Annotated in this window: 15 protein-coding genes, 3 tRNA genes, 1 other RNA gene and 1 pseudogene; 14 read left to right on the forward strand and 6 right to left on the reverse strand. The window is 66.9% G+C overall.

Annotation, left to right across the window (positions count from 1 at the left end):
- Positions 1-14 precede the first annotated feature (14 nt).
- The 7 genes and pseudogenes from AC3WJB_RS08165 (at position 15) to AC3WJB_RS08195 (ending at position 5,287) form a co-directional block, all read left to right on the forward strand.
- Positions 15-1,028 (forward strand): SPOR domain-containing protein, encoded by a 1,014-nt coding sequence (locus tag AC3WJB_RS08165; protein ID WP_492680458.1) that lies wholly within the window; start codon positions 15-17, stop codon positions 1,026-1,028.
- Positions 1,029-1,057: 29 nt separating this feature from the next.
- Positions 1,058-1,696 carry a CvpA family protein gene (locus AC3WJB_RS08170; protein ID WP_492680460.1) on the forward strand — a complete coding sequence of 213 codons (639 nt, stop codon included), beginning with the start codon at positions 1,058-1,060 and terminating at the stop codon, positions 1,694-1,696.
- Between the two features lie 54 nt (positions 1,697-1,750).
- Positions 1,751-3,226: an amidophosphoribosyltransferase gene (purF, locus tag AC3WJB_RS08175; protein ID WP_492680462.1), complete on the forward strand. Its 1,476-nt coding sequence runs from the start codon at positions 1,751-1,753 to the stop codon at positions 3,224-3,226.
- 36 nt (positions 3,227-3,262) lie between these two features.
- Complete coding sequence (locus AC3WJB_RS08180; protein WP_492680464.1) at positions 3,263-4,072, forward strand: ferritin-like domain-containing protein; 810 nt, start codon at positions 3,263-3,265, stop codon at positions 4,070-4,072.
- 190 nt (positions 4,073-4,262) lie between these two features.
- Positions 4,263-4,667: pseudogene (locus AC3WJB_RS08185) on the forward strand (tyrosine-type recombinase/integrase); the annotation flags it as partial.
- A gap of 48 nt (positions 4,668-4,715) precedes the next feature.
- Positions 4,716-4,967: a hypothetical protein gene (locus AC3WJB_RS08190; RefSeq protein WP_492680466.1), complete on the forward strand. Its 252-nt coding sequence runs from the start codon at positions 4,716-4,718 to the stop codon at positions 4,965-4,967.
- A complete protein-coding gene (locus AC3WJB_RS08195; RefSeq protein ID WP_492680468.1) occupies positions 4,964-5,287 on the forward strand; it encodes a type II toxin-antitoxin system HicB family antitoxin in 324 nt (107 codons plus the stop codon). The genes AC3WJB_RS08190 and AC3WJB_RS08195 overlap by 4 nt, the downstream gene beginning before the upstream one ends.
- Positions 5,288-5,862: 575 nt before the next feature.
- Here AC3WJB_RS08195 and AC3WJB_RS08200 read toward each other — a convergent pair.
- Positions 5,863-5,939: transfer RNA gene (locus AC3WJB_RS08200), tRNA-Pro, on the reverse strand.
- A 162-nt stretch (positions 5,940-6,101) separates the two neighbouring features.
- On the opposite strand from AC3WJB_RS08200, the gene hisS reads away from it, so the two are divergent.
- Both hisS and AC3WJB_RS08210 read left to right on the forward strand, forming a co-directional pair.
- Positions 6,102-7,475 (forward strand): histidine--tRNA ligase, encoded by a 1,374-nt coding sequence (gene hisS / locus AC3WJB_RS08205; RefSeq protein ID WP_492683134.1) that lies wholly within the window; start codon positions 6,102-6,104, stop codon positions 7,473-7,475.
- Between the two features lie 22 nt (positions 7,476-7,497).
- Positions 7,498-7,896, forward strand: coding sequence for a DUF6165 family protein (locus tag AC3WJB_RS08210; RefSeq protein WP_492680470.1), 399 nt, complete (start codon positions 7,498-7,500; stop codon positions 7,894-7,896).
- A gap of 899 nt (positions 7,897-8,795) precedes the next feature.
- Here AC3WJB_RS08210 and AC3WJB_RS08215 read toward each other — a convergent pair.
- Positions 8,796-9,839 (reverse strand): glycosyltransferase family 9 protein, encoded by a 1,044-nt coding sequence (locus AC3WJB_RS08215; protein WP_492680472.1) that lies wholly within the window; start codon positions 9,837-9,839, stop codon positions 8,796-8,798.
- A 62-nt stretch (positions 9,840-9,901) separates the two neighbouring features.
- On the opposite strand from AC3WJB_RS08215, the gene AC3WJB_RS08220 reads away from it, so the two are divergent.
- The 5 genes from AC3WJB_RS08220 to ffs all read left to right on the forward strand — a co-directional run bounded on the left by AC3WJB_RS08220 (position 9,902) and on the right by ffs (position 12,079).
- Positions 9,902-10,627, forward strand: a complete 726-nt coding sequence (locus AC3WJB_RS08220; protein ID WP_492680474.1) for a 3-deoxy-D-manno-octulosonic acid kinase — start codon at positions 9,902-9,904, stop codon at positions 10,625-10,627.
- The gene (locus AC3WJB_RS08225) at positions 10,624-11,385 is read left to right on the forward strand and encodes an MBL fold metallo-hydrolase (protein ID WP_492680476.1); all 762 of its coding nucleotides are present in this window, start codon (positions 10,624-10,626) and stop codon (positions 11,383-11,385) included. Before AC3WJB_RS08220 ends, AC3WJB_RS08225 begins: the two co-directional genes overlap by 4 nt.
- 151 nt (positions 11,386-11,536) lie before the next feature.
- A tRNA-Ser gene (locus AC3WJB_RS08230) sits at positions 11,537-11,650 on the forward strand.
- Between the two features lie 162 nt (positions 11,651-11,812).
- Positions 11,813-11,905, forward strand: a tRNA-Ser gene (locus tag AC3WJB_RS08235).
- A gap of 77 nt (positions 11,906-11,982) precedes the next feature.
- Positions 11,983-12,079, forward strand: an RNA gene (gene ffs / locus AC3WJB_RS08240) — signal recognition particle sRNA small type.
- A gap of 16 nt (positions 12,080-12,095) precedes the next feature.
- Here ffs and AC3WJB_RS08245 read toward each other — a convergent pair.
- From AC3WJB_RS08245 to AC3WJB_RS08260, 4 genes are all read right to left on the reverse strand, one after another.
- Positions 12,096-13,244, reverse strand: coding sequence for a mechanosensitive ion channel family protein (locus tag AC3WJB_RS08245; RefSeq protein ID WP_492680478.1), 1,149 nt, complete (start codon positions 13,242-13,244; stop codon positions 12,096-12,098).
- 286 nt (positions 13,245-13,530) lie between these two features.
- Entirely contained in the window at positions 13,531-14,250 is a 720-nt protein-coding gene (gene lpxH, locus AC3WJB_RS08250) for a UDP-2,3-diacylglucosamine diphosphatase (protein ID WP_492680480.1), read from the reverse strand.
- An 11-nt stretch (positions 14,251-14,261) separates the two neighbouring features.
- Positions 14,262-15,011, reverse strand: coding sequence for a peptidylprolyl isomerase (locus AC3WJB_RS08255; RefSeq protein WP_492680482.1), 750 nt, complete (start codon positions 15,009-15,011; stop codon positions 14,262-14,264).
- Between the two features lie 127 nt (positions 15,012-15,138).
- Complete coding sequence (locus AC3WJB_RS08260) at positions 15,139-16,680, reverse strand: Ppx/GppA phosphatase family protein (RefSeq protein WP_492680484.1); 1,542 nt, start codon at positions 16,678-16,680, stop codon at positions 15,139-15,141.
- Positions 16,681-16,686: the final 6 nt, after the last annotated feature.

The raw sequence follows: 16,686 nt of genomic DNA on the forward strand, positions 1-16,686 counted from the left end.
CTTTGGAGACATCCTTGAACACACGCTTGCTCGGAGCCGCGGTCCTGATCGCGCTGGCCGTCCTGTTCGTGCCGATGTTCTTTTCCCGTACGCCGCCAGCCGGTGGCGACCAGAGCATCAGTCTGGCGATCCCGCCTTCGCCCGACGGCGAGCTGCAGACCCGCACCATGAGCTTGAATCCGCAGGTGCCGTCCACGGCCGCCGCATCCTCGGTGCGTCCGGGCGCGGCAGCCGTGCCGGGCGATCGGCTGGCCACGGTGAACATCGGTTCGAACCGACCCCTGGACGTGGAAACCGATCCGCGCGCGGGCAAGCCGCATGAGCCAACCACGGTGACCATGGGTTCGGGCACATCGCCCTCGCAACCGATCATCCCAATGCAGGGTGCTGCGTCAAAGCCTGAGGGCACCGCGCCTGCCCCGGTTCCCACGGCGCCCACGCCCACTGCACCACCGTCCAAGCCAGCCGCACCGGCTCCCGCACCCGCGGCACCGACCGCGGCGGTGGCCGATGGTGCCTACGTGGTCAACTTGGGCGCCTATGCCAATGCCAGCAACGTGGCCAGCCTGCGCCGCCAGGTGCAGGCATTGGGCTACCGCAGCAGCACGGAGGCGGTCACGCTGGGTGGCAAGCAGCTGACCCAGGTGGCAGCCGGCCCGTTCGAGACGCGTACCGCGGCCGAGGCCGCGCGCCTGAAGATTGGCCAGAAGGTGCAAGGCGTCCGTCCCACGCTGGATCGCGTGGCTTCGGCAGCCCAGGCGCCCGCACCGGCTACCGCATCCGCCCCCAAGGCCGGCGGCTGGGCGGTGCAGCTTGCGGCACTCAGCAATGAAGCCGACGCCAATGCCTTGCGCGACAAGTTGCGCGCCGGCGGTTTTGACGGTTACGTCAATCCCGTGCAGTCCGGCAGCGCGCGCTTGTGGCAGGTACGTGCCGGCCCGTTGACCCAGCGCGCCGACGCCGAGCGCGTGCAGGCGCAGATCAGGGCCAAGCTCGGCATCGATGGCGTCATCCGCCAGGTGCCATGACACGCAGCTCCTAGGAGCAGGGCAAGAGCGTGAACGAGACTGACTACATCATCATCGCGGTGCTGGGCTTGTCGGTCATGGTGGGGCTATGGCGCGGGCTGGTGTCCGAGGTATTGGCCCTGATGATCTGGGTGGCGGCGTTTTGGGTCGCCTGGGTGTTTGGTCCCGTGCTGGCCGTGCATCTGGAGGGCTGGGTGCGGCAGCCCGCGCTGCGCATCATTGGCGCCTATGTGCTGTGCTTCGTCCTCGTGCTGGTGGTTGGCGCGCTGCTGCGGGTGCTGGCCAGGAAGCTGATCGATGGCGTGGGTCTGGCCGGGCCGGACCGGGTGCTGGGCGGCGTGTTCGGCCTGGCGCGCGGCATCCTGGTCGTGACCCTGGCGGTATTCCTGGTCGGTTTTACCGCGTTCACCCGTGATGCCTGGTGGCAGGAGTCGGTCTTGCTGCCGCATTTTCGCCAGGCTGCGGTGTGGTTGGAACACCACACGCCGAAGGATGTCGGCAAGTACCTGCACCCGTTGCAACTGGAGCGGTTGCCGAGCTTGCAGACCTTGGCGCCGGCCCCCATATTGACCTCGCCACGCCCGGCCGCGCCGCAAGCGGCTACGTCCACCCAGCCTGCGGACACGGCGGCCGTGGATCCGGTCTCGGTGCGGACGCGACGACCATGAACGACGGCAGCCTTCGGCACCGATTCTGACGATTCTCCCAAGCAGGCAAACATCATGTGTGGAGTCATTGGCATTGTCGGCACGACGGACGTGGCTTCGGCCCTGTACGACGGACTGACTGTATTGCAGCACCGTGGGCAGGACGCCGCGGGCATCGCCACGGTCGACGCCGGACACTTGCGCCTGCACAAGGGCAAGGGCCTGGTCCGCGACGTGTTTCGCCAGGATTCCATCAGCCGCTTGCGCGGACACATCGGCATCGGCCACTGCCGCTATCCCACGGCGGGTTCGGAAGGTTCCGACGAGGCGCAGCCGCTGTACGTCAATTCCCCCTACGGCATTGCGCTGGCGCACAACGGCAACCTGGTCAACACCGACGCGCTGCGCCGGCAGATGTTCCAGGACGACCGCCGGCACATCAACACCGATTCGGACTCCGAGGTGCTGCTGAACGTGCTGGCGCACGAGCTGCAGATCCAACAGCGCATGGAGCTCACTCCGGACCACATCTTCAAGGCCGTCGCCGGCGTGCACGCGCGCGCGGTCGGCGGCTACGCCTGCATTGCCCTGGTGCTGGGCTATGGCCTGGTGGCGTTCCGCGACCCGCACGGCATTCGGCCACTGGTGCTCGGGCAGCGCGTGGTGGACGGGCGGCAGGAATACGCGGTGGCCTCCGAATCGGTGGCGCTGGACATCCTGGGCTTCAGGCGCATGCGCGACGTGGCTCCCGGCGAGGCGGTGATCATCACCGAGGATGCGCAGCTGTACACGCGGCGTTGTGCCGAGCAGGTCGCGCACACGCCGTGCATCTTCGAATACGTCTACCTGGCGCGTCCGGACTCGATGATCGAGGACGTGTCGGTGTACAAGGCGCGGCTGCGCATGGGCGAGAAGCTGGCGGAGAAGATCCTGCGTGAGCGCCCCGACCACGACATCGACGCGGTCATCCCGATCCCCGACACGGCGCGCACCGCGGCCAGCACCTTGGCTGGCGTGCTTGGCGTGCCGTTCCGCGAAGGCTTCGTCAAAAACCGCTACATCGGCCGCACCTTCATCATGCCGGGCCAGGGCCAGCGGATGAAATCCGTGCGCAACAAGCTCAATGCAATTGGCCTGGAGTTCAAGGACAAGAACGTGCTCCTCGTGGACGACTCGATCGTGCGCGGCACCACCTCGCGCCAGATCATCCAGATGGCGCGCGAGGCCGGGGCGAAGAAGGTCTATTTTGCCTCGGCGGCCCCGCCGGTGCGCTATCCCAGCGTGTACGGCATCGACATGCCGACCTCCGCCGAGCTGGTGGCAGCCGGGCGTACCGAAAAGGAAGTCGAGCGCCTGCTGGGAGCCGACTGGCTGATCTACCAGGACCTGGACGACCTGGTCTCGGCAGTCAAGGAGGGCAATCCCAAGCTGACGGGCTTCGACGCCTCGTGTTTCTCGGGCGAATACATCACCGGGCTCGAGCCGGACTACCTGGAACAAATCCAGATCCTGCGTTCGGACGACGCACGCGCGGCGCGGCGCAGCGCGTGAACCCCGCTGGGGTCCGTGCTGGACGGAGCCGTGCGCGTGGCTGACCTGCACCTGGCCGCCAAGCGCTGCCTGGATGCGACCATGCCGGCCGACAAGCTGCGCCTGAGCCGTGAAACCTGGGCCGCCGTTGCGGCTGGCGAGCTGCGTGCCGATCCCTCGTCGCCGCCCGCCGGACCGATGGATGCACCGGGGCGTCCGGCCAAGCCGCTCCTGGTCGATGCGCGCGCGCTGCCACGGCGCGGCCTGGGAAGCGCGACGGGCCGCGCGGCCCTGGTCCACGCCATTGCCCACATCGAGTTCAACGCCATCGATCTGGCCTGGGATGCCGTCTACCGCTTCCGCGGCATGCCGGAGGCCTATTACCGCGACTGGGCCAGCTGCGCAAACGACGAGGCGCGCCACTACGCCATGCTGGCCGCCCGCCTGGCGGAGCTCGGCTACGCCTACGGCGACTTCGACGCGCACAACGGCTTGTGGGAGATGGCCGTGAAGACGGCTGGCAACGACATGGCGCGCATGGCCCTCGTGCCGCGCGTGCTGGAAGCGCGCGGGCTGGACGTCACCCCCGGCATGATCGAGCGCCTGCGCCAGGCCGGCGACGGAGCCACGGTGGCGATCCTGGAGCTGATCCTGCGCGAGGAAGTCGCCCACGTCGCCGCCGGCACGCGCTGGTACCGCCACTGCTGTGCGCGCGACGGACTCGACCCGGTCGCCAGCTTCTTCGACTTGATCCGCGCCTACATGGGCGTCGAGCTGCGCGGCCCGTTCAACCTGCCGGCCCGCCGCGCGGCTGGCTTCACCGCGGCCGAACTGGACCGCCTGCTGGCACTCGCTTCCGCGCCTTGAACCCAGCGGCCGCCGGCCACTCCGGCGTCATTGGGGTCAACAACACGCCCTTGATCGTCATTCCCCCGACAGGGAATCCAGACGCCCTTGTTGGGCATCGAGTGGCGCAAGGTGCGTGGCAGGGAGCCGCTACAGCCCATTGAGGGCTATGTCGACCATTTCATGCCAATGACGTTGCGCGCTCAATACCGGCATGCGTCGCGGCGAGATTACTTCCTGGGCGGACGTGGATCTGAAGACGAAGCAGGTCACCGTGCGCGCCGGCTATGCAAAGTCAGGCAAGGCGCGGCATATCCCGCTGAACTCGGAAGCCCTGACCGTGCTGAAACAGTGGAAGAAGCAGGAACCCGAGGGCCGGCTGTTCAAGCTGACGTGCACGGCCAAGGCGTGGGGCCGGCTGAGGACCAAGGCCAAGATTGAAGGCTTCCGCTTCCACGACTGCCGCCACGACTTCGCCAGCAAGCTGGTCATGGCCGGCGTTGACCTGAACACTGTGCGCGAGCTGCTGGGGCATGGCGACATCAAGATGACGCTTCGCTATGCCCACCTGGCGCCGGAACACAAGGCGGCGGCGGTCGAGGTGCTGGTGGGGTAGGTGGTACGGGGGTTGAAGTAGTATCACTATTGAGACTAAAATAAGGCCGTGGACAAGGTAGGGAAGATCGTCGCAGGGATGCATGCAGCGCCGTCATCGGTGCGGTTCTTGGACCTTTGTGCGGTGTGCGAACACTACTTTGGAGCGGCGCGGCAGCAAGGCACCAGCCACCGCATCTACAAGACACCGTGGGCTGGCGATCCGCGCGTGAACATACAGAAGGGCGAGGGTGGCAAAGCCAAGCCTTATCAGGTCAAGCAGGTTCTTGCCGCTATCGCAAAGTTGGAGGAAAAGCCATGAACGCAGATCGCTACACCTATCGCGTGACCTGGTCCGAAGAGGACGGCGAGTTTGTCGGGTTGTGCGCGGAATTCGCGTCATTGTCGTGGCTTGCGCCTACGCAGCAGGAGGCGTTGTCGGGCATCATCGAGATGGTTCATGAAGTGCTTGCCGACATGCAGCAAGGTGGCGAACGGATCCCCGATCCCCTTAGCACCAAACGCTACAGCGGCAAGTTCCAGGTTCGCATCCCGCCTGACCGTCACCGCGCGCTGGCTGTCACGGCCGCCGAGTCTGGAATCAGCTTGAACCGGCTGGTGAGCGATCGGCTCTGTGCCTGACTTCTGGCGGTTCCCACTTGGCACCGCCGTAAAGGGTCAACGTTGACCCTTTACCGAGTGCAGCACGTCGCGCACGCGTCCGCGATCGAGTGCTCACGTGAGCACTTGCGGCATCAAGGTGCAGCGTTGCACTTTGATCGAGCGGCAACGTTGCCACCATCGTGGACAAGCCCACGTTCTTTGCCAAGGGCGGCAACGCGTCATGGGCGAGGATGGCCCCCGAGGCCATCATGCCGCTTACGCGTGGCAGCAACGGGAAGCTGGGCGTACAAGCGACTGCCGGGGGAGACGTCTATCTCACAGTCGAGAACAACGGCCAGCCCGCCAACGCACGCATGGAGCAAACTACCGCGCCAAATGGCGACAGGTTCATCAGGTTGATTCTTGACGCGGCGGAGGATCGCGTTGCAGGGAGCATCGCAAGGGGAGGTAAGGTGGCCAAGGCTGGGCAGCAGCGGTTCGGCTGGCAGCATCGCGGCCTCCCGGTAGGCGGCCGACGGCCCGAAATCGCACTTACCACGCACTTACGGGGCAATGGATGGATGAGCGGGTGTCAGCTAGGCGCTTGATTTCATTGGTCGGGGAGACAGGATTTGAACCTGCGACTTCTACGTCCCGAACGTAGCGCTCTACCAGGCTGAGCTACACCCCGCGGGAGCAGCGTATGGTAGTTGCCGCCCGGCTGCTTGGCAACAATCCGCACCGCATCGGCTACCCGCGCCGCAGTCCGCGATCCAAGGCATCTGCTAACCTTGTCGGTCGCTGGCGTGCCGGAGTGGCGGCGCAGCGCACATTCCGTATCGACGAGGAACCCATGGCGCTTACCCCGCCCCGCACCATGCCCGGCGTGCTCGAGCTGTTGCCGCGCGAGCAGATCGTGCTGCAGCGCATGCTCGAGGTGATCCGGCGCAACTACGAGCGCTTCGGCTTCCTGCCGATCGAGACCCCGGCAATCGAATATGCCGACGTGCTGCTGACCAAGAGTGGCGGCGAGACCGAGCGCCAGGTGTATTTCGTGCAGTCCACGGGGGCGCTGGAGCACGTGCACGAGCATGGCGGCGTCCCCGAGCTGGCGCTGCGCTTCGACCTCACCGTGCCGCTGGCCCGCTACGTGGCCGAGCACGAGCGCGAGCTGAACTTCCCGTTCCGCCGCTACCAGATGCAGCGGGTCTATCGCGGGGAGCGGGCGCAGCGCGGGCGCTTCCGCGAGTTCTACCAGTGCGACATCGACGTGATCGGCAAGGACAGCTTGTCCGTGCGTCATGACGCCGAGATCCCGGCGGTGATCTACAGCGTGTTCAGCGAGCTGGATATCGGCGCATTCACCATTTCATTGAACAACCGCAAGCTGATGCGCGGCTATTTCGAGAGCCTGGGCATCGTCGACGCCGGGCAGCAGATGCAGGTGCTGCGCGAGGTGGACAAGCTGGACAAGCGCGGCGCCGAGGCGGTGCGCGCCACCTTGATCGGCAACCCGTTCGGCCTGCCCGCGGAGACGGTCGAGCGCATCCTGGCCCTGGTGCAGGTGCGCTCCACCTCGCTGGCCGACGCGCTGGACCAGCTCGACCGGCTGGGCAGCGGACCGCCGGCATTGGAGGAAGGCCGCGCCGAGCTCAAGCAGGTGCTGAACCTGATCCATGCGTTGGGTGTGCCGGAAACGCACTACGCGCTGAACCTGTCCATTGCGCGCGGCCTCGACTACTACACCGGTACGGTGTACGAGACCACCCTGGACGCCCATCCGGAGATCGGTTCGGTGTGTTCCGGCGGCCGCTACGAGAACCTCGCCGGCCAGTACACCAAATCGCACCTGCCGGGCGTCGGCATCTCGATCGGGCTCACCCGCCTGTTCTGGCAATTGCGCGATGCGGGCTTGCTGCACGCTGCAGGCAGTACCGTGGACGCCTTGGTCACGTACATGGACGATGCCCAGTTGCCGGCCTACCTGGCCTTGGCCGGCGAGCTGCGTGCCGCCGGCATTGCCACCGAGGTGGTGCTGGAGGGCGGCAAGCTCGCCAGGCAGTTCAAGTACGCCGACCGCGCCGGGATCCGCTACGTGCTCGTGCTGGGCGAGAGCGAGCTGGCCAAGGGCGTGGTCACGGTCAAGGATCTGCAGCACGGCGAACAATCCGAAGTCGCACGCGCTGCGCTGGTCGACACCCTGCGTGCCGGGCTCGCCACCCCCTGATGCCCTTGCCAGGAGCAAGCCCATGAGCCTGATCCATGTCCCCGTTTCCCACGGCGAGCTGATCGACAAGCTCACCATCCTCGAGATCAAGGCGCGGCGTATCGCCGATCCGGCCAAGTTGGCGAACGTGCACCGCGAGCTGGAACTGTTGGAGGCGACCTGGGCGGCGGACGAGGCGGCCAAGGTCGACATTGCCGCCGAGCGCGCGCAGTTGCTGGCGGTCAACGAGCAGCTCTGGGACATCGAGGACGCGATCCGTCGCAAGGAGCTGGCCCAGGCGTTTGACCCGGAGTTCATCGGGCTGGCGCGCTCGGTGTATGTCCGCAACGACGAGCGCGCCGCGTGGAAGCGCGCCATCAACCTCAAGCTCGGCTCCGAGCTGGTCGAGGAAAAGTCCTACCAGCCCTACCGGGCGAGCTAGGGAAACTCCGTTCAGGCCGCGAATCGTCATGCCCACGGATCAACCACGTCGTCGTTCCACGCGGCGCCCCAGTCGTCATCCCTCCTGGCGTCATCCTGCCTCGGCGTCATCCCCGCTTGCGCGCACTGCTGTCCGGAATAAATTCGTGCCTTGGCACCGAAGACGTTGCGAAACAAGGCTCGATGACTGTCGCGCGCGACTCGGACTCAAAAAATGGCCGCTTACCTTGTTGTCTCACCCTTGGACCTCAACCCACCATCGTCATCCCCGCGCAAGCGCACTGCTGTCCGGAATAAATTCGTGCCGCGACACCGAAGACATGGCGACGCAAGGCTGGACGGCTGTCACGCGCAACCTGGACTCAAAAAAAGGTGGTCACCCCGTTGTCTTACCCAGACCCTCGAACCTCCATCGTCATCCCCGCGCAAGCGGGGATCCAGTGCTTTTAGGTGTCTGCGAAGGCCAAAGCACTGGATTCCCGCTTTCGCGGGAATGACGCCAGGTAGGGTTTCGGCGTCCTGGCACGATACCGTAGATGAAGCAAAGGCGGTTCCGAAAACGTTCCGGACAGTAGTGCGCGCAAGCGGGGATCCAGTGCTTCCCGGCGGCTCGTGAAGGCCAAACAACTGGATGACCAGACATTCGTCTGTTGAAAAGCGCCTCCCGCTTGCGCGGGAATGACGACGAGGCAGTTTTTCGCGTGCTGGCGCGATGCTGCGGATGAGCCCAAGGCGGCCCCAAAACGTTCCGGACAGCAGTGCGCGAAAGCGGGACGCGGGGGTGTGTTCGGATGATTGCGGAGGCCAAGAGGTGGATGGGCGCACGGGTTGACGGCTGGAGCCGCGAGTTTGGACGGGTGCGAGGAGACCCTTGAGTCGAGGTTGCGGGCGCGCGGCCCTCTATGGCAGCGCCAGATCGTGCGCGGCGGCTTCGAAGCGCTCGATGACGTCGTCGACGCCAATCAGGTCCATGACGCCGGGGCGCTCGATCTTCGTACCCCAGGGCAGGGCGCTGGCCGGCTTGCCCAGGTAGCGGCGGGCGGCCGCATCGTACTTGTCGACACACCAGCGCCGATCCGAATACGGCCCGGAGCGGTTCGGGTTGCTCGCCGCATGCAGGCCGAGGACGCGCGTACCCACGGCATTGGCCATGTGCATCGGGCCCGAGTCCGGGGTCAGCACGAGCTGCGCACGGGCAAGCAGGGCGAGCAGCTTCTTCAGCGTGTCCTGGCCGGTCAGGTCGAGTGGCGCGGCCTGGGTGGCGGCAAGGATGGCGTCGGCCATGGCGCGCTCGCTCGCGCTGGGTCCGCCCACCAGTACCGTGCGCCAGCCGCGGGAGGCCGCGTGGTCCATCACGGCTGCATAGCGCTCCGGGCGCCAGTTGCGCAGCGCATGGCTGGCGCTCGGGCTGACCACCAGCGTCGGCGCGTCGCCGGGGATGTGCGTAGCTGCCCAGGCATGATCCCCGGCTGATACCGGGATGTCCCAGCGCACCTGGCCCTGGTGCAGCCCAAGCGGCTCGCAAAAGCTGCCGATGGCATCCAGCACGTGCTCGCCGCTGCGCGCCGGGATGCGCTCGTTGATGAACCAGCCGTGCAGATCCTTGGCCCGCGCACGGTCGTAGCCGATGCGCCGCCTGGCATGGATGGCCAGGCTCAGCAGGTTCGAGCGCAGGGCAACCTGCATGTGCAGCAAGGCGTCGAAGCGGCGCCCGTCCAGGGCCCGCCGCACCCCGCGCATGCCGGCCACGCTTGCGGTCTTGTCAAAGGTGACGAACTCCACGCCGGGCAGGTCGCCCACCAGGCGGCGCTCGAGCTTGCCGATGATCCACACCAGGGCCGCCTGCGGCCAGGCCGATTGCAGCGTATGCACCAGCGGCACGACGTGGGTGACATCGCCGATGGCGGAGGTGCGCAGCAGGCAGATCGAGGCGGGTGGGTTCACGGCGTAGGTTAGAATCGACGGGTGCCAGGAGCGTGGGCGGACTCGCGTTGGTGGAAGGCCTGATGCAAGAACGAACCTGCAACGCGGCCGCCACGGCTATTGTCTTTGACGCGGCGCGGTTTGAACACATTACGCCCGACTGGTTCGTCCCGGCCTACTGGGAAGCGCGCCAGGCATTGCATTACCTGCGCGGCGGCCGCGGTGGCGTGGCCGTGATTGCCACCCCCGCCGGCGAATGCATTTTGCGGCACTACCACCGTGGCGGCATGGTGGCGCGCTTCCTGGCGGACCGCTACCTGTGGCAGGGCGCTGCGCGGACGCGGAGCTTTGCCGAGTTCCGCCTGTTGCAGCAGATCACGAGGCTCGGCTTGCCAGGGCCGGTGCCGATTGCCGCGCGCCATGCGCGTCGCGGCGCGTGGTACACGGCCGACCTGATCACCCTGCGTGTCCCCGAAGCGCACACGCTGTCCGAGGTATTGGCAGGAGGCGCGCTGGACGCGGACGTCGCGGCGCGGATCGGTGGCGTGGTGGCGCGCTTCCACCGTGCGGGCGTCTGCCACGCTGACTTGAATGCGCACAACATCCTGTTGAATGCCAACGGGGTGCACCTGATCGACTTTGACCGTGGCCGCCTGCGCATAGCGCACGGCGCCTGGCGCCAGGCCAACCTGCGGCGGTTGCGGCGCTCGCTGCTGAAGCTGGGTGCGGCCAGCGATGGCGTGCCGGCGTTCGAGGCGGCAATCTGGCAACCCTTGCTGGCCGGCTACCGGCAGGAGTGGGCGGCATGAGCTGGCAACTGCGTTTTCTTGGCGTGGGTGATGCCCACGCCGGCGCCGAACTCGGTACCTCTGCTGCGGTGCTGGAGCGCGATGCGCAGCCGATGCTGTTGATCGATTGTGGGCCAGGCACCGTGGCGCGCTATCTGGCCACCTATGGCGCCTTGCCGAAGGCGCTGTTCATCACCCACACCCACCTCGACCATGTCGGCGACATGGAGCACCTGTTTGCCCGCCTATGGTTTGCCGACAAGCCGCGTGCAGGCCTCAAGGTGTTCGTGCATGCCGGGGTGTTGCCCTGGCTGCATGCGCGGGTCGGGGACTATCCCGGGGCCGTCGCCGAGGGTGGGGTGAACTTCTGGGAAGCGTTCCAGCTCGTGCCGTGCACCCGCGGCTTCTGGCTTGACGGCTGGTGGTTCGACCTGTTTGCGACGCGCCACCACGTGCCGGGGACTTCGTATGGCCTCGCACTGCAAGGAAGCCTGGTCTATACCGGCGACACGCGGCCGATTCCGGAGGTGCTTGCGCTGCGCGCGGCGCATGGCGAGCTGGTGGCGCACGATTGCGGCTTGCTGGCAAACCCCTCGCATACCGGCGCCGACGACCTGGTTCGCGAGTACTCGGTGGAGCTGCGCTCGCGCCTTCTGCTGTACCACTACGCGAGCGCCGCGGCCGGGGCTGCGATCGCTGGTCGGAGCTATCGGGTGGTGCTCCCCGGACAGCAGATCGCCTTGCCGACTCCCGCCCCGCCCCGCGCAGATGCCGGCTGAAGCCGCCCGCTTTCGCTTGCCCGCACTCCAGCCTGCCGCTATCCTTCCCGGTTCGCGTCGGACGTTTCCGGTCGTCCGGGCCTGGTAGCGAAGCGTCATGCAGGGCCCGGCCAATGAGTATGGCGCGATCGACGTTTTTGTGTGTGGAGAGGTGTCCGAGTGGTTGAAGGAGCACGCCTGGAAAGTGTGTATACGGCTTATCCCCGTATCGCGGGTTCGACAAATTCGTCGGGAACGAATTTGGACGGCCGCAGGCCGGCCCTGAGCGAAAGCGAGGGGTGAGGCCCAGGAGGGGCCGAACACAAATTCGTCGGGAACGAATTTGGACGGCCGCAGGCCGGCCCTGAGCGAAAGCGAGGGGTGAGGCCCAGGAGGGGCCGAACAATCCCGCCCGGTGCAGCATGATGCGATAAAGGTTTGTGTGCGTGGAGAGGTGTCCGAGTGGTTGAAGGAGCACGCCTGGAAAGTGTGTATACGGCTTATCCCCGTATCGCGGGTTCGAATCCCGCCCTCTCCGCCAGTTGATGAATAATGCGCGGCAACCCTCCGGTTGGCGTGCTTAGGGCATTCCAAAAAGCCCAACGTTTACGGTGGCCCCGTCGGTCCCCCCGCGACGATAGTTCGTGAACTCCGCCAGGTCCGGAAGGAAGCAACGGCAGCGAATGATTCGGGTGCCGGGGTGTGGCTGGCGGGGCCGCCTCCCTTCCGGGTCAGCGTTCCACGCGCCTCCCATCCTCCGCCGATGGACTGTGCTGGGTCGCTGGCGCGGAATCCCCGGCTCGGTCGGCGTCCCTGGGTTGTGGTCTTCGTTCCACTTCGGCGCGCAAGCGCGGCAGGGCGCCCGGGTAGTGGCCCTGCACGTAGGCGATGAGCCCCTCGCGCACGTGGCAGCGCAAGTCGAAGTTGTGCCCCGAATCGATCGAGCTCACGAGGCAACGCAGCTGGATGGCGCGATCGGTCGCATCGGTGACCTGCAGGATGCAGACGCGGCCGTCGAAATCCGGCGATTCATTGGCCAGGCGCTGCAATTCGTCGCGCAGCGGCTGCAGAGGCACTCGGTAATCCAGCAGCAGAAAGACCGTACCCATGATCTGCGACGTCGTGCGCGTCCAGTTCTGGAAGGGATTCTCGATGAACCAGCTGAGCGGCACCACCAGCCGGCGCTGGTCCCAGATCCGCACCGAGACGTAGCTGCCGGTGATTTCCTCGATGCGGCCCCATTCGCCCTCGATGATGACCACGTCGTCCAGGCGGATGGGTTGGGTGATCGCGATCTGCAGCCCGGCGATGAGGTTGCCGAGGACCGGTTTGGCGGCAAAGCCGATGGCCAGCCCGGCGACACCCGCCGAGGCGAGCAGGCTGGCGCCGAGTTCACGGGCCCCGGGGATGCTCAGCAAGACCACCGCCGTGCCCAGGGTGATGACGACAATATCGGCGGCGCGGGCAAGCACGCGCACCTGGGTCACCACGCGCCGCGCCTGCAGGTTGTCCTGCGTATCCATGGGGAAGCGGCGGATCGCCGCCAGCTCGAAGACACTGATGCAGCGCACGACGAGCCACGTGAACGCCGCCAGGAAGGCAATCAGCAGCACGTGGTGCAGCAGGTCGAGCAGGCGCGCATGCGTCGTTGGTGCCCAGCGCAGGGCGAGCATGACGAACAGCAAGGGCACGAGCCAGTCGAGCGGGCGGCTGGCCCGGTCGTGGATGTCCGCAACCAGCGGATGAGCCTTGACCAGGCCGCGCGCCACCAGGTGCATGATGCAGCGCACGATCAGCGCAAGCAGCAGCGCTCCCAATGCGAGGATGCCGAGGCGGAGCCATTCGTCATTTGGCCAGTCCGGGAAGTGGAGTGCTTGCATATCCGGGGAACCTTGTTGCCGGCGTCGATGCCAGGTCACGTACCGTCGGGCACGATCGGATCAGGGCCATGACACGAAGGCCGATCGAAGCGGCAGCCCGGGCGTGCTGGGCGCCATCAGGGTTGTCGCCACTTCGCGCTTGCCCGCCGCCAGGAATTTCGGGCACGAGCAGTGCAGTCAGTGCAGCCCCGGTCGATGTTGCCCGGGTGCATGGGATTGTCGCGTGAATGTGTGCCAGGCAGCGGCGTCGCCGATGGCGGCATGACCGCATGGCGCGGAGTAGCCGTTACAGCCCGCGCAGCTCGATCCCGTTGCGGTCCACGCGCAGGGCGGAGCCATGCTGGTACCAGTCGCCCAGAACGATGCGTTCGGCGGGATGCCCATCGAGGTCGAGCGCGTGCACGGCCGGGCGATGGGTGTGGCCGTGGATCAGGCGGGTGACGCCGTACTCACGCATGACGGCGGCCACGGCCTCGGCGTTGACGTCCATGATGCTTTCATTGGCGCTGCCGGTATGGCTGCGGCTGGCATCGCGAGCCTTGGCCGCGAACGCGCGCCGGGCGGCGAGTGGCATCGAGAGGAATTGCGCCTGCCATTGCGGCGTGCGCACTTCGGCGCGCACGGCCTGATAGTCGAGGTCGTCGGTACACAACGAGTCGCCGTGCATGAGCAGGGTCGGGGTGCCATGGATGTCATGCACCACGGCGTCATCCAGCAAGGTAAAGCCGGCGCGCTCGGCAAATACCTTGCCGAGCAGGAAGTCACGGTTGCCCACCATGAAATACACCGGCACGCCGGCATCGCGCACGGCGCGGGTGGCGGCGGCGATGCGCTGCGGCAGTTCGGCGTCGTCGTCGTCGCCGACCCAGGCTTCCACCAGGTCGCCAAGGATGTACAGGGCCTCTGCACCGCGCACCTCCTCACCGGCGAGATAGCGCTCGAACAATGCGACCAGGTGTGGCCGCGTCAGATCCAGGTGCAGATCGGCGACGAACAAGCTGACCATGGCCGGATCCGTCACTGGCCTTGGCGGCCACTGGTGGGCTTGGCTGGCCTGCCGCGCTTGGCGGCGGGCTTGGCCGGTGCGGGCTGGGCTGCGGCAGTGGCCGCCTTGGCTGGCCTGCCGCCGGCATTCTCCGCATCGCCTTCTTCACCGACGACGTGGGCGCTCTCGATCACCACCAACGGGTTGGGCACGTCGCCGGAGAATGGTCCGAGTGCGCGGGTTGGCAGGGCGGCAATCCTGTCCAGCACGTCCAGCCCCTTGGTGATCTTGCCGAATACCGCGAAGCCCCAGGTGAGGCTGCTCTGGTTGCCGACGAAGTCCAGGCGCAGGTTGTCCACCAGGTTGAAGAAGAACTGCGCCGTACCGCTGTTGGGGTCGGTGCCACGTGCCACTGAGATGGTGCCGCGCAGATTGCTCAAGCCGTTGTCGGCCTCGTCGGGGATCGCCGGCCGCGTGCGCTTGGGGCGCAGCTCGCGGGTATACAGCCCGCCTTGCACCAGGTAGCCCGGTATCACCCGGTGGAGCACCGTCCCGGCGTAGAAGCCGTCGCGCACGTATTGCAGGAAGTTCGCCACGCTTTTCGGCGACTTTTCGGGGTACAGCTCGATGGTGATGGCGCCTTGTGAGGTCTCGAGCACCACCTGCGGCACGGCCACCGCTGCGGCGTGGTCCGGCTTGGTCGCCTGGGCCGGCTTGGCCGCCTGCGCCGCAAGCTGGTACGGCAGGCCGAGCAGGAAGAGGGCGAGCAGGATCTTGGACATGGGTACCGGGCCTGTGGGATCCGGCTCATGATAGCGGCGATCACCTGACTGATTGCCTGGCGCTGGCTGGCGAGACGGCGGCAATCGCGCAATCAGCCAGGGATGCCGGCAATCGTGCAGAGGTCTCCTAGTGTCCGGGGGGCGCTGCACCCGCGTGGCTGGGGAGTTCCAGCTTGAGGCCCAGTTCGGCCAGCGGCAGGCGCTCCTGCAGCAGGTCGGCGCGGGTCAGCGGATGCTGTTCCAGCCAGTCGCGGGGCAGCTCGAGCTGCAGGCGGTGGCGGGTGGCGTGCAGTTGCATGGGCGGCAGGGATTCGGCGCGGCGCGCACGGCGGAACAGCACGGCCAGCCGCAACAACGCGGTCACGTAGCGCGCCAGCTGGCGGTGGCGTTGCGGCAGCGCCCGCATCAGGGCCTTGTCCGGCTTGCGCCGGTGTGCCTCGACCACGGCGGCAAGCAGTTGCTGTTCCTGGCGCGAGAAGCCAGCGAGATCCGCGTTGCGCAGGATGTACGCACCGTGGTGCTGGTGTTGGCTGTGCGCGATGGCGAGGCCGATCTCGTGCACCCGGGAGGCCCAAGACAACCATTCGCGGGCATCGGCGCCAAGCAGCCAAGCGGGCGCGACCTGGTCGAACAGCGCCAGCGCGGTGGCTTCCACCCGCCTGGCCTGGGCCAGGTCCACGCCGTAGCGGCTGGCCAGCGCATCGACGCTTGCCGTGCGCGGGTCGTTGCCGCCGGCGCGGCCGAGCAGGTCCCAGAGCAGGCCTTCGCGCATGGAGCTCGCACACACCTCCATGCGCCCGATGCCGAGCGCGGCAAACGCCGCCTCGAGGATGACTACGCCGCCGGCGAGGATTGGCGTGCGCTCCTTGACCAGGCCGGGCAGCTTGAGCTTGCCAATGTCGCCTTGGCGCAGCAGCTCCTCGCGCAGGGCCGCAATGGCGTCGCCGGTGATGCCCTCGTCGCTCAGCCCGAGCTTGTGCACGATGGCGCCAATGGACTTGGCCGAGCCGGATGAGCCGTAGGCTTCCTGCCAGCCGGAGGCGTGATAGTCGCCGGCAAATTGTTGCAGCAGCACGCCAATTTCGGTAGTTGCCCGCTCCCACAAGGGACGACTGAGTTTGCCGTGCGGGAAGAAACGCAGCGTGGTGGCAATGCAGCCGGCCTGCACGCTTTCGGTGTGCAGCGGTGCCAGGCCGCGGCCGATGATGAACTCGGTGCTGCCGCCACCAATGTCAACCACCAGGCGGGCCTCGCGCGAGGCCGGCAGGTCGTGCGCGGCGCCAAGGAAAATCAGGCGCCCCTCCTCACGCCCGGAGACGATCTCGATTGGCGCGCCCAGCGCCGCCTCGGCGCCCATCAGGAACGACTCCGGATGCGCCAGCTTGCGTACCGTATTGGTGGCCACTGCGCGCACGTGTTGCGTCGGCAGCCCGGCCAGGCGCTGGCCAAACTGGGCCAGGCAGGCCATGGCACGGTTGCGCTCAGGGGCGGCCAGGCTGCCGTCGGCGCGCAGGCCGGCAGCCAGGCGCACGCTGTCGCGCAGGCGGTCGATGATCCGCGGCTGCCCGTGCTCCACCCTGGCCACCAGCATCTGGAAGCTGTTCGAGCCCAGATCCACCGCGGCAATCAATTCGCCGTTGCGGATAGGGTTCTGCTCGAGTGAACGCACGGTGAT

This window comes from Rhodanobacter sp. FW510-R10, from assembly GCF_058781105.1.

Coding starts and splice junctions, on each gene's coding strand:
- purF (WP_492680462.1), top strand. CDS start 1,751: ATGTGTGGAGTCATTGGCATTGTCGGCACGACGGACGTGGCTTCGGCC.
- AC3WJB_RS08195 (WP_492680468.1), top strand. CDS start 4,964: ATGAACGCAGATCGCTACACCTATCGCGTGACCTGGTCCGAAGAGGAC.
- hisS (WP_492683134.1), top strand. CDS start 6,102: ATGGCGCTTACCCCGCCCCGCACCATGCCCGGCGTGCTCGAGCTGTTG.
- AC3WJB_RS08210 (WP_492680470.1), top strand. CDS start 7,498: ATGAGCCTGATCCATGTCCCCGTTTCCCACGGCGAGCTGATCGACAAG.
- AC3WJB_RS08220 (WP_492680474.1), top strand. CDS start 9,902: ATGCAAGAACGAACCTGCAACGCGGCCGCCACGGCTATTGTCTTTGAC.
- AC3WJB_RS08225 (WP_492680476.1), top strand. CDS start 10,624: ATGAGCTGGCAACTGCGTTTTCTTGGCGTGGGTGATGCCCACGCCGGC.
- AC3WJB_RS08245 (WP_492680478.1), bottom strand. CDS start 13,244: ATGCAAGCACTCCACTTCCCGGACTGGCCAAATGACGAATGGCTCCGC.
- lpxH (WP_492680480.1), bottom strand. CDS start 14,250: ATGGTCAGCTTGTTCGTCGCCGATCTGCACCTGGATCTGACGCGGCCA.
- AC3WJB_RS08255 (WP_492680482.1), bottom strand. CDS start 15,011: ATGTCCAAGATCCTGCTCGCCCTCTTCCTGCTCGGCCTGCCGTACCAG.